Source organism: Pseudoalteromonas luteoviolacea NCIMB 1944 (assembly GCF_001625565.1).
Lineage (GTDB): Bacteria > Pseudomonadota > Gammaproteobacteria > Enterobacterales > Alteromonadaceae > Pseudoalteromonas > Pseudoalteromonas luteoviolacea_F.
Genome location: NZ_AUXS01000097.1, coordinates 1 through 12,571 on the forward strand (window position 1 = coordinate 1; position 12,571 = coordinate 12,571).

General features: G+C 42.5%; 13 protein-coding genes. 11 read left to right on the plus strand and 2 right to left on the minus strand.

Going from position 1 to position 12,571, the window contains the following annotated elements:
- A partial coding sequence (rne, locus tag N483_RS25075; RefSeq protein WP_063383411.1) for a ribonuclease E occupies positions 1–2,556 on the minus strand: 2,556 nt, incomplete at its 3' end.
- Positions 2,557–3,100: 544 nt separating this feature from the next.
- Between rne and rluC the strand changes: the two genes are divergently transcribed.
- A complete protein-coding gene (gene rluC / locus N483_RS25080) occupies positions 3,101–4,063 on the plus strand; it encodes a 23S rRNA pseudouridine(955/2504/2580) synthase RluC (protein WP_023400285.1) in 963 nt (320 codons plus the stop codon).
- A complete protein-coding gene (locus N483_RS25085; RefSeq protein ID WP_023400286.1) occupies positions 4,053–4,694 on the plus strand; it encodes an HAD-IA family hydrolase in 642 nt (213 codons plus the stop codon). The genes rluC and N483_RS25085 overlap by 11 nt, the downstream gene beginning before the upstream one ends.
- Here the strand turns inward: N483_RS25085 and N483_RS25090 are convergent.
- Complete coding sequence (locus tag N483_RS25090) at positions 4,674–5,270, minus strand: Maf family protein (RefSeq protein WP_023400287.1); 597 nt, start codon at positions 5,268–5,270, stop codon at positions 4,674–4,676. The two genes, N483_RS25085 and N483_RS25090, sit on opposite strands and share 21 nt — an antisense overlap.
- Positions 5,271–5,391: 121 nt before the next feature.
- Between N483_RS25090 and yceD the strand changes: the two genes are divergently transcribed.
- The 9 genes from yceD (at position 5,392) to mltG (ending at position 12,561) form a co-directional block, all read left to right on the plus strand.
- Positions 5,392–5,916: a 23S rRNA accumulation protein YceD gene (gene yceD, locus N483_RS25095; RefSeq protein WP_023400288.1), complete on the plus strand. Its 525-nt coding sequence runs from the start codon at positions 5,392–5,394 to the stop codon at positions 5,914–5,916.
- 10 nt (positions 5,917–5,926) lie between these two features.
- Positions 5,927–6,097: a 50S ribosomal protein L32 gene (gene rpmF / locus N483_RS25100; protein WP_023400289.1), complete on the plus strand. Its 171-nt coding sequence runs from the start codon at positions 5,927–5,929 to the stop codon at positions 6,095–6,097.
- Positions 6,098–6,108: 11 nt separating this feature from the next.
- A complete protein-coding gene (gene plsX / locus N483_RS25105) occupies positions 6,109–7,149 on the plus strand; it encodes a phosphate acyltransferase PlsX (RefSeq protein WP_023400290.1) in 1,041 nt (346 codons plus the stop codon).
- Between the two features lie 156 nt (positions 7,150–7,305).
- On the plus strand, positions 7,306–8,232 hold the full coding sequence (gene fabD / locus N483_RS25110) for an ACP S-malonyltransferase (RefSeq protein WP_023400291.1): 927 nt from the start codon (positions 7,306–7,308) through the stop codon (positions 8,230–8,232).
- A 12-nt stretch (positions 8,233–8,244) separates the two neighbouring features.
- The gene (fabG, locus tag N483_RS25115) at positions 8,245–8,991 is read left to right on the plus strand and encodes a 3-oxoacyl-ACP reductase FabG (RefSeq protein WP_023400292.1); all 747 of its coding nucleotides are present in this window, start codon (positions 8,245–8,247) and stop codon (positions 8,989–8,991) included.
- Positions 8,992–9,200: 209 nt separating this feature from the next.
- On the plus strand, positions 9,201–9,437 hold the full coding sequence (acpP, locus tag N483_RS25120; RefSeq protein ID WP_010374019.1) for an acyl carrier protein: 237 nt from the start codon (positions 9,201–9,203) through the stop codon (positions 9,435–9,437).
- 81 nt (positions 9,438–9,518) lie between these two features.
- A complete protein-coding gene (gene fabF / locus N483_RS25125) occupies positions 9,519–10,757 on the plus strand; it encodes a beta-ketoacyl-ACP synthase II (RefSeq protein WP_023400293.1) in 1,239 nt (412 codons plus the stop codon).
- Positions 10,758–10,816: 59 nt separating this feature from the next.
- The gene (gene pabC / locus N483_RS25130; RefSeq protein WP_023400294.1) at positions 10,817–11,581 is read left to right on the plus strand and encodes an aminodeoxychorismate lyase; all 765 of its coding nucleotides are present in this window, start codon (positions 10,817–10,819) and stop codon (positions 11,579–11,581) included.
- Positions 11,578–12,561: an endolytic transglycosylase MltG gene (gene mltG / locus N483_RS25135; RefSeq protein WP_023400295.1), complete on the plus strand. Its 984-nt coding sequence runs from the start codon at positions 11,578–11,580 to the stop codon at positions 12,559–12,561. Before pabC ends, mltG begins: the two co-directional genes overlap by 4 nt.
- The last annotated feature ends 10 nt before the right edge of the window (positions 12,562–12,571 follow it).

Sequence of the window (12,571 nt, forward strand, 5' to 3'; positions counted from 1 at the left end):
TTGTTCAGCAACAGGTGCTTGCTCAGCAATAGAAGCTTCTTCAGCAGTAACAGCTTCGCCTGAGCGTAGCTGAGCTTCAAACTCAGCAGCAGCTTGGTCAGCAACAGGTACAAAGGCGGGAGCTGATTGACGGTTAGTGGACTCGCCACGCTTACGTCTTTGACCTGCAGCTCTTAAATGGCGAGGTGAGCGTCTTGAGCGAGTTTTCGCTTCGCGCTTTTCTCCATCAACTTCGTCATCTTGCTCATCACTGATCACAGGTACTTCTGTGATGTCTGCCGTATCTTGTTCAACGATATTTTCATTTTGAACTCTTACTTCAGCGCTTTCTACCGTTTCCACTACAGTATTGTTTTCCTCTGTAACGGTAGGCTCTTCTACTGGTGCATGTACTTTTTCCTGTTTTTCCGGTTTGACAGGAGCTGGTGACATATCAGTTTGTGAAGATTCTTGTGCTACTTCAGCTTGGTTTTCAATACGTACTTTTTTGCGCAGGTTTCTACGTTGACGACGCTGTTTTACAGGCTTTTCTCGCTGCTCTTGCTGAGAGTCCTGTTTTTGATTTTCGTTATCCGTATTGGTGTTCTTGGTTTTATCTGAATCAGTACGTTTACGATTGTTTTGACGACGACGTTTGTTACGGTTTTCCGAACGCTCTTGATTATCAGTACGTTCTTTGTCTTCGCCTTTAGCTACAGTGTCGTTAGAAGTTGCGGCATCTTTTTGTGCATCGCCACGACCACGGCCTTTGCGTCGTTGATTACGGCGACGGTTGTCTTGCTTTCCGCGGCGTTTTGGCTGCTGCTTTTTCTCTTCTTCTTTCGGTTGCTCTTCCTCAGAAGAGAATAGGCTCTTAAGCCATTTGCTAACGCGTGCTAGCAGACCCGGCTTTTGTTCTTGAGCTTGCTCTGTCGCGGTTGTAGCTGCTTGTGGAGAAGCAGGTTGTGACGCTGGGGCTGGTGAAGAGGGCATTACCACGCCTTTTAACACAGGCTCTTCTTTTGGCGTCGCCTGAGTCATTTGTACTTCAACGATATCAGCTTCCGGCTCTGCTACTTGCTCATAACTTGCTAACTCTGGCACATCGTCTTTACGCAAACGAACTACTTCATAATGAGGCGTTTCAAGGTGCTGGTTAGGAATAATGACAACGTGGCAGTTATGTCTTTTTTCAATTCGCTGCACCGCTCTGCGCTTTTCATTCAATAAGAATGAACCGACCTTTACAGGCACCTGAGCATTCACTTGAGCAGTATTTTCTTTGATTGCTTCCTCTTCAATCAATCGTAAAATAGACAGGGCAATTGATTCATTAGAGCGGATTGTGCCTTGTCCATTACAACGTGGGCAAGAATGCTGGCTCGCCTCGCCCAGAGAAGGACGTAAACGTTGACGAGACATTTCTAAAAGGCCAAACCTTGATATCTTACCGATTTGAACGCGAGCTCTATCTGCTCTCACAGCTTCTTTTAAGCGGTTTTCAACTTCACGCTGATGGCGCGGAGGAGTCATATCAATAAAGTCGATTACGATCAGGCCACCTAAGTCACGAAGTCTTAACTGCCTTGCTATTTCGTCAGCGGCTTCTAAATTGGTATTAAGTGCCGTTTCTTCGATATCGCCGCCTTTGGTTGCTTTAGACGAGTTGATATCAATAGAGGTAAGCGCTTCAGTCGGGTCGATAACAATCGAGCCGCCAGATGGCAGTCTTACTTCGCGCTGAAATGCAGATTCAATTTGACTCTCTATCTGATAGTGAGTGAATAGAGGCACATCATTTTTGTATAGCTTCACGCGATTGATAAAATCAGGTCTGAAGCGTTCAATATGTGCTCTTGCTTCATCAAAAACTTTTTGCTTATCAATCAATATCTCACCGATATCACGACGAAGATAGTCGCGGATAGCTCGGAAGATAACGTTACTTTCTTGATGGATTAAAAATGGCGCTTTACGGCTGTCGGCAGCTTCTTGAATAGCTTGCCAGTGCACAAGTAGTGCTTTCAAGTCATATTCAAGTTCTTCGAAAGATTTACCTACACCGGCCGTACGAACGATAAGCCCCATGCCTTTGGGCAGTTTAAGACGGCTTAAAGCTTCTTTAAGTTCAATACGCTCATCGCCTTCGATACGACGTGAAATACCGCCAGCACGAGGGTTATTTGGCATTAAAACTAAATAGCTACCAGCAACACTGATAAAGGTTGTTAGTGCAGCGCCTTTTTGTCCACGCTCTTCTTTGTCAACCTGAACAATTACTTCCTGACCTTCTTTGATAACATCTTTAATGTTAGGGCGGCCATTAAATGTATAGCCTTCAGGGAAGTATGTTTTGGCAATTTCTTTAAGAGGGAGGAAGCCGTGACGCTCTGCGCCATAATCGACAAATGCAGCTTCAAGTGAGGGTTCAATACGGGTTATTTTGCCTTTGTATATATTGGCTTTCTTTTGTTCGTGACCTGGGCTTTCTATATCTAAATCATATAGACGCTGGCCATCAACCAGTGCAACGCGCATTTCTTCTTGCTGCGTCGCATTGATTAGCATGCGTTTCATATTCTTATGTACTCTATTTACTTTTTTACCTTCCCGCATCTACTTTGCATCGGGTGGTAAAACTCTACTTATACTATTCTTGTGCGCCATTGCAGGCAGTTTAAATGTTCCTGTTACTGATGCAGTCTCACGACTGGGGAGAAGGGAACTTAGTCTGTTTTAACACTTATGCCTGATTCATATTGTCGACGGGTTAAAAAATAGCTTTTACTTTTTGCTACAGAACTCGCTCGGGTTAAACAAACCCACAAATTTACACAAGACACGATAATTTTGCTTTTATTTACTCGTATGTCATGTCTGGCGATTAAAAGATGAACTGTTACGCGCTTCATCTTATGCCAATTACACGTAATAATTGTCTTGGGTCGGAGATAAAAGCTTTGGAAATCTTAGCTCTGATCTGTATGATCCTCCACCCAAGATGTGCATCACGACAGTTTATTTGCGATAAAAAGCAATGCTCGCAAAATTTGCGAGTCGATTATCCCACTATTAACTGTGTGATAGCAACTAAATTATTACTCAAATCAGTGATTAGGCAATGTCAGAAAAGAATGGTTTACAAGTTACCTTTGTAACTATCACCGAAGATCAGTTAGGACAGCGTATTGATAACTTTTTAGTTACACATTTAAAAGGTGTGCCAAAAAGTGCTGTCTATAAAATTTTGAGAAAGGGTGAAGTTCGCGTCAATAAAAAGCGTGTCAAGCCAGTATATAAGCTACAAATTGACGATGTAGTTCGGATCCCTCCAGTTAAAACTGCGGAAAAAACAGAATTTGTCCCTAAAAACTTGGACCGGGTAGCAAGTTTAGAAGATTGCATAATATATGAAGATAAATATTTGATTGTTATAAATAAACCTTCTGGAATGGCAGTGCATGGCGGCAGCGGTCTTAGTTATGGTTTGATAGAGGCGATTCGCGCCCTTAGACCGCAAGAAAAATCACTTGAGTTGGTACACCGACTGGACAGAGATACTTCAGGTTGTTTGCTCATATCTAAACGCCGAGCAGTCTTGAAAGGCTTGCACGAACAACTAAGAGAAAAAACCATGGAGAAAAACTATTGGGCATTGGTTGCCGGTGAGTGGTCTTCTAAGCACAAAAATGTGACCGAACCGCTGAGAAAGAACACGTTAAAATCAGGTGAGCGTGTAGTGCGAGTCGACCCAGAAGAGGGCAAAGCATCACATACGCGCTTTCGTGTTTTAGAGCGTTTCAATGGTGCAACTTTGGTACAAGCATCTCCAGTTACAGGTCGTACACACCAAATTCGTGTGCATACTCAATGTAAGGGACACCCTATTGCATGTGATGATAAATATGGCGACCAAGCATTTGATGCACAAATGCGTAAAAAAGGCCTTGGTCGTTTATTTTTACATGCTAGAGAGCTACGCTTCTTGCACCCAAAAACAGAAACCACTTTGCATGTAGAGGCTCCTTTGGATGACGCTTTGACAGCATGTATTAAAACATTACGAGAAGATAATGGGCTATAAACTGGTCATATTTGATTGGGATGGCACGGTTATGGATACCGTGCCTAAAATTGTTAACACGATTAACTTGGTTGCCGACCAATACGCAATCCCTAGAGAGTCAGAACAAAGAACTAAAAGCATTATTGGTCTATCGCTTGAAAAGGCTTTAGCTACTTTATTTCCTGCACAAGCCTATCGCAGTGCTGAATTGGCTGATGCTTATAAAGTCATCTATCGAGATGTCGATACAACCCCCACTGAGTTGTTTTGCGGTGTAGAGGCCGTTCTTAAACAATTGACAGAAAGTGGAATTAAAATAGCCATTGCAACTGGGAAGAGTCGTCAAGGTCTGAATAGGTTGCTGAGTGAATCCGGGTTGCAAAAGTACTTTCAAGTAACGAGAACTGCTGATGAGGCACAGTCTAAGCCACATCCAGATATGTTGCATCAAGTGCTGGTTGAATTAGGTGTTGCAGCAAAAGATGCGGTGATGATAGGGGACACAACAATCGATATGGAGATGGCATCTAATGCGGGTGTAGATGCCATCGGGGTGACTTTTGGCGTTGCCACGCGAGAAGAACTACAACCATTCTCTCCTGTGCAGATAGTAGATGAGTTTGAGCAGCTACTGACGTACTTGACTTAGTACATCTAAACCAAAACTCGCAAATGATTTTGTCAGCTCTATAAGCGGAAGGCCCACCAACGTATTTGGGTCTTCGCCTTCAAGCTTATCAAATAAGCATATGCCTAGCCCCTCACTTTTGAAACTGCCTGCGCAGTTGTATGGCTGTTCTATCTCTAAATAATTTGATATTTGTTTAGCTGTCAACGCTCTAAAATAAACGTTAAACGGCACAACTTTAGTAATACATTTATCTTCTTCAATAGAATAGACACTCAATCCTGTATAAAAGGTAACACATTGACTGCTAAATAATGTGAGTTGTTTAATTGCGTTTTCTTTATTGTGAGGCTTTCCAAGAATTTGGTCATCGAATACCGCAACTTGGTCTGAGCCGATGACCAGACCTTTTTGGAAGTGTTGTATCGCCACTTTAGCTTTGTTTTCGCTTAAGCGCTGCACCAGAGCTTGCGGCGTTTCACCGGATAGTAGCGACTCATCAATCTCTGGAGAAAAAGTTGTAAAAGAAAGGCCAATTTTTTTCAAAATTTGCTGCCTAAATGGCGAGCTTGAGGCTAATATAATAGGTGTTTTCATGAGTCTATTGGTGTTTAAATTGAGGATTTGACACAAGGATAAGCGTTAGTAGGCGAAAAACAATAGGAAAGTTTATTTTTACTTTGACTAAACCACTAACAATCTATATGATGCAGCCCCTATGCAAAAGGTGAAAATTCCCATCACTCTTGATCCAGGCAGGGCAGCGCAACGTCGAGCTACTTATGACGGCATTGTGTCGCTTGAAGAACTTTCTCGACTGCAGCAAGTTGTGCAGGATCAGGTAGGTGAAATAGCGGTAACTATTCATTGCGATATTGATCAGCAAGGTTTAGTTGTGATTCGAGGCTCAGCTCGAACACAAGTAACATTGGTGTGTCAGCGTTGTAATGATGAATTAGGGTTGGATTTGGCTCAAGACTTTGCGTATTCGCCAGTCGGATTAGGTGCAGAGTCGGATGATCTTCCTGAAAGCTACGATGTGGTGGAGTTAGATGAAGAAGGTGAAATCAATCTTCGACAAATTATCGAAGATGAATTGATTTTAGCGATTCCTATAGTTCCTATGCATGATGAAGCTTCATGTTCGTTTTCAAATAAGCCTGCAAGCTTTGGCGAAATCGAAGCAGAAGAAAGTAAACCAAATCCATTTGAAATTTTAAAACAACTTAAGAAAGATTCTTAGGAGAAGGCTAATGGCGGTACAAAAAAGCAAAGTGACTCGTTCACGTCGTGGCATGCGTCGTTCACACGATGCTATCAGCGGACCAGCTTTAACTGTAGACCAAGTTTCAGGTGAGACTCATCGTCGTCACCACGTAACTGCAGATGGTTACTACAAAGGCGTTAAAGTAATTTCTAAGTAAGAGATTACTTTATGCTAACCAATCTAACCATCGCGTTAGATATGATGGGGGGCGATTACGGCCCCCGTTCATCTATTCCAGCTGCTATCCTCGCAGTTGAAAAATATCCAAATTTAACTTTATTACTTTGTGGTAATGAAGCAGTCTTGCGACAAGCACTTAGTAAAGAAAACCAACTCGATCACCCCAGACTAGTTATAAAGCATTGCGAACAAGTTGTGACAAATAACTGTGAGCCTGCTCATGCGCTTAGAAACAAGCGTAAATCCTCAATGCGAATTGCTCTTGATCTTGTTAAGACGGGTCAAGCTCAGGCATGTGTCAGCTCAGGCAATACAGGAGCCTTGCTGTCAATGGCCCACTACGTGTTAAAAATGTTGCCAGGCATTAAGCGTCCGGCACTTATTACTTCGATGCCTACAGAAAAAAAACAGCCTGTCTACTTGCTTGATTTAGGTGCTAATGTACTGTGTGATCCTGAAACCTTGTTTCAATTTGCAATTATGGGTTCAATCGTTGCTGGTGAATCTTTAGATAAAGAAAACCCCAAGGTAAGCCTTTTGAATATTGGTGCAGAAGACATCAAAGGGCATGAAGGAATAAAACAAGCGGCTAAGTTGATGTGTGAGTGTGAGCATCTAAACTACCAAGGCTACTGTGAAGGCAGTGATATTTTTTCTGGGAAGTCGGATGTTATTGTTTGCGAAGGCTTTGTGGGTAATATTGCTTTGAAAACTTGCGAAGGAATTGCCAAGTTGATCATGCTAAAATTCACGAAAGCGCTTAAAAAACACTTTTTTTACAAGGCTCTTGCATTTTTACTACGCCCGGTGATAAAAAAACTCTATAAAAAGGTGAACCCCGACCAGTATAACGGAGCAAGTCTGGTAGGATTGCGTGGTATTGTCGTAAAAAGTCACGGAAATGCATCGAATAAGGCATTTTTAGCAGCGATCGATGAAGCTGTTAGAGAGGTTAATCGACGCATTCCCGAAAAAATACAATCAGCTTTTGAAAAAATGACTGACGTAGAAGAAACCTCTATTAGTTAGCACAAACACCACTTTTCGTGCATACTTCGCGTCCGTTTAAGCAAAGTTGTTTGTATATAAATATTTTTAGTCATACTTTATCAATTAGCGTAATAGCGCAAGTTGGTCTCGCTAATTGTGGGTGTACGAATTTAAAGACGAGTAAAAGAGCATCTTATGTCACAAAAAATTGCTTTACTTTTCCCAGGCCAGGGCTCTCAGAGTGTTGGTATGTTGTCAGAGTTAATAGAATCATCTGACGTTGTAAAAAATACCTTTGCCGAAGCATCTGAGGCGCTTGGATATGATCTACAAGCCTTGGTGTTAAATGGTCCTGAAGAAGAGCTAAATCAAACTCATAAAACTCAGCCAGCATTATTGACGTCTAGCGTTGCTATTTTTCGTCACTGGCAAGCAAAAAATGTTGATGCCGAACTTGTATTAGCCGGCCATAGTTTAGGTGAGTACTCAGCACTTGTATGTGCAGGTGTTATCACCTTGTCTGAAGCTGTGAAGCTAGTTGAAAAACGTGGCTTATATATGCAAGAAGCTGTGCCTGCTGGGACGGGGTCAATGGCCGCAATTATCGGCTTAGAAGATGAGGTAATTGTCAAAGTATGTTCTGAGTCTGCGCAAGGGCAGGTGGTATCTCCTGTGAACTACAATTCGCCTGGTCAAGTTGTAATTGCTGGCCACAAAGAAGCAGTAGATAGAGCAAGTGAAGCATGTAAAGAAGCTGGCGCAAAGCGTGCGCTTCCTTTATCAGTAAGCGTACCATCGCATTGCGAGTTGATGAAACCTGCGGCAGAGCGCTTAGCTGCTGATCTTGAAGGCCTAACATTTTCAGAGCCTAAATATCCAGTCATTAACAACGTCGATGTTGCAGTAGCTAAAAGTGCTACAGAAATAAAGGATGCGCTGATCAGGCAGCTATTTAGCCCTGTACGTTGGACTGAAACGGTTCAGCAGCTTGCAGCGCAAGAAATTACTCAGGCTTATGAGTTTGGCCCAGGAAAAGTGCTTACAGGTTTGGCTAAGCGAATTGATAAATCAGTTAAATGTGCTGCTGCTAACGATGTAGCATCAGTTGAAAGTGCAGAATAATAGAGAAGAAAAATGTCAAATATATTTGATCTGAAAGATAAAATTGTATTGGTCACAGGTGCAAGTCGCGGTATAGGTAAATCAGTCGCGCAAACGTTGGTTGCACAAGGCGCAACGGTACTTGGTACAGCAACAAGTGACTCAGGTGCGGAAAAAATCAGTGAGTATTTGGGTGAAAACGGCAAAGGTTATAAACTCAATGTCACTGACGTTGAGTCTATTGATGCTGTATTGAAGCAGATTAAAGCTGATTTTGGCGATATCGATGTGCTGGTAAATAACGCAGGTATTACTCGTGATAATTTACTTATGCGTATGAAAGATGATGAGTGGACAGATATCATTGACACTAACTTAAGTGCAATTTACCGTTTATCCAAAGCTGTACTTCGTCCTATGATGAAGAAAAAGTCAGGCCGCATTATTAATATTGGCTCGGTAGTTGGCACTATGGGTAATGCAGGTCAAGCAAACTATGCAGCAGCGAAAGCTGGCGTTATCGGTTTTTCTAAATCACTTGCACGTGAAGTTGCTTCTCGTGGTATCACAGTGAATGTAATTGCACCAGGTTTTATCAAAACTGATATGACTGATGAATTAACTGACGAGCAAAAAGCGGCGACACTTGCAAACGTACCAGCAGGTCGTTTAGGTCAGCCTGAAGAGATTGCAGCAGCTGTTGCATATTTAGCTTCTGATGCGGCTGCATATATCTCCGGAGAAACGTTGCACGTGAATGGTGCGATGTATATGGTGTAAAGATTACAAAATAATTTAAATTTTTGTGATCTTGCCGCAAACTAGCTTGATATTGCCCTGAAAATAGGCGATAAAGAGTAAAAATATTTAGTAACAGGTTTGACCAGACAAAAAAGTCTAAGTCAATCCTTGAATCAATACATGATGCGCCGTAAACTACGCCGCAATCTGAAATTAACGCAAAAAGCGTTTTAATAAAGGAAAGAAGAATGAGCGACATCCAAGAACGCGTAAAAAAAATCATCGTTGAGCAACTAGGTGTTAAAGAGGAAGAAGTAAAATCAGAAGCTTCTTTCGTTGACGACCTAGGCGCGGACTCTCTTGACACTGTTGAGCTAGTAATGGCTCTAGAAGAAGAGTTTGACACTGAGATCCCTGATGAAGAAGCTGAGAAAATCACTACTGTTCAGGCTGCGATCGACTACGTTACTGCTCACGCTGAGTAATTAACGGATCTGAAGGGCAGCACTCGCTGCCCTCATTCATTCTACCCCCGCAAAATTTCAAATCCCTTTTTGGAGGAAACCGTGGCTAAACGTCGAGTCGTAGTAACTGGCTTAGGTATGTTGACGCCGCTAGGTAATGATGTTCAGTCAACCTGGCAAGGCCTATTAGAAGGTCGTAGTGGCATTTCAAACATCACGCATTTTGATACATCGAGTTTTGGAACTAAGTTTGCTGGCTTAGTTAACGACTTTGATGCGACAGAATACATGTCCAAAAAAGACACAAAAAAAATGGACTTGTTTATTCAGTATGGTATTGCAGCTGGTGTCCAAGCATTAAAGGATTCAGGATTAGAAATCACTGAACAAAATGCTGCACGTGTTGGTGTGGCAGTAGGTTCAGGGATAGGTGGATTGACTCTAATTGAAGAAAACCACCACAAGCTTATCGCGAGTGGCCCGCGAAAGTTATCGCCTTTCTACGTACCTTCAACCATTATTAATATGATCTCAGGACACTTGTCTATCATGCATGGTTTGAGAGGTCCGAATATTTCGATTGTTACAGCTTGTACAACTGGCCTTCACAACATTGGTCATGCCGCACGTATGATTGCATATGGTGATGCAGATGCGATGGTCGCCGGTGGTGCTGAAAAGGCTTCTACACCTATTGGTATGGGTGGTTTTAGCGCAGCGCGTGCCTTGTCGACTCGAAATGATGATCCTCAAGCGGCCTCTCGCCCTTGGGATAAAGATAGAGATGGTTTTGTACTTGCAGATGGTGCTGGTGTTATCGTATTAGAAGAATACGAGCATGCAAAAGCACGCGGCGCGAAAATCTATGCTGAACTAGTAGGTTTCGGTATGAGTGGTGACGCATACCATATGACATCACCACCGGAAGACGGTTCAGGTGCTGCATTGGCTATGGAAAATGCCCTGAACGATGCAGGTGTGAATGCTGAGCAAATTGGTTATATCAATGCACATGGTACATCAACCCCAGCTGGCGACATTGCTGAAACATCTGCAGTTAAGTCAATTTTTGGCAGTGCGGCTAAAGACGTAATGGTAAGTTCTTCTAAATCAATGATGGGACATTTACTAGGTGCAGCGGGCTCTGTTGAGTCAATTATTAGCATCTTGTCTTTGGTTGACCAGAAGGTATCGCCTACTATCAATTTGGATAACCCTGATGAAGGGTGTGACCTAGACTATGTTCCGCACACAGCCCGTGATGCAAAGCTGGATTATGCGCTTTGTAACTCGTTTGGTTTTGGTGGTACCAACGGCTCATTGCTGTTCAAAAAGATTTAAATTTATCTTTAGTTTGATAAAGCCTGGCAATGCCAGGCTTTTTTATTTTCGGAAGGTTTATGGAAATCAGTTATAAAGATCGTGGCTTAAACTATGGCGATGGCTTTTTCACAACCATTAAAATTGAAAGTGGTCAACTACAGCTTTGGCAATACCACTTAGCGAGGCTCAGGCAGTGCCAGCAGGTATTAGGCTTTCCTGAGCTAGACCTGCAAGCAATAACAAACGCGTGTTTAGAAGCCGCAAAAGGATGTGGCTTAGGCGTGCTCAAGGTTTTGATCACCAGAGGGGTTGGTGGACGAGGTTATGGCTTACCAGAGCAGCCTGAGCCCAAGATTATAATTACACAAAGTGATTTTCCTTCGCACTATCTTAAATGGCAAGAACAGGGGGTTTGTTTGAGCGTCAGTGGCATTAAACTTGGTCACCAGCCTCTATTTGCCGGTCTGAAAACGCTTAACCGTCTAGAGCAAGTATTGATAAAAGCGCAAGCCAGTCAACAAGCGGCTGATGATGTACTGGTTTTGGATATTGAGGACAACGTCATAGAGTGCTCGGCTAGCAACCTGATCATTATGAAAAATAACCAGCTGTTTACACCTAGCTTAAAGCTGTGTGGCATTAAAGGTGTGTATCTGTCACTGCTGTCTGACCATACTCAAATAGAGTCTAAATCATTGTGTTTGCATGATGTATTGCAGGCAGATGCGGTATTCATGTGTAACAGTTTGATGGGGCTTGTTCCAGTGAAATCAATAGACAAACAGGTGTTTAACCTGCAAACTGCACTTGATTTGAAGTCAAAGATAGAAGCCACTCTATGATCCGTTTTTTATTATGGGCCGCCTCAGTGCCCGTACTTATTATCTTATATTGTGGGTATAACTTACTGGGTTTGATGCAAAGTGAAACCCTAGAATTACCAGAGCAATATACGCAAGTGTCGCAGGGGGATACTTTTCACAGCTTGTGCTCCAAATGGCAGTCACAGCAGGCATTAGAGAGCTGCTTTCCTTATAAGCTCTATAGCAAGTTGCAGCCACAAAAGTTTACTCTTAAAGCAGGTGTTTATGAGCTGAACGGCCTTACTGTAATGGCGGCCATTGAAAAAGTTCACCGCGGTAACAAGGCCGATTTTACTTTCACTATTATTGAAGGTGACACTTATAAAACAATTATCGAGAATCTAAAGAGTAGTGCGTTTTTAATATTTGACATCCCAGATAAGCCTTCAGCAGGTTTGATACAATTTGGCAACGGACACCCAGAAGGGTGGCTATTCCCTGATACATATCACTATGAAGGTTTGACCAAAGCGTCAGCGCTGTTGCAGCGTGCGCATACAAAAATGCAAAGTGTTTTAAGTGAAGCCTGGGCAAAACGAGGCGATGGTGTGCCGCTAAAAAGTGATTATGAAGCACTTATTTTAGCGTCTATTATTGAAAAGGAATCAGGACATGCTGCCGAAAGAGATATTATTTCTTCGGTTTTTCATAATAGATTGAACAAAGGCATGAGATTACAGACAGATCCAACCGTTATTTATGGGCTTGGAGCGCGATTTCGTGGTGATATAAAAAAATCTCACTTGCGTGAATATACACCTTATAACACCTACCGTATTGATAGGCTGCCGCCAACGCCTATTGCAATGCCGTCTAAAGATGCATTGTTTGCAGCTGTTCAACCAGCTGATACAGATTTTTTATATTTTGTATCAAAAGGGAATGGCGCACATTATTTTTCGAAGTCATTAAAAGAGCACAATAGGGCTGTGCGAAAATACATTTTAAATGAGCAGTGAGTTTAGTATT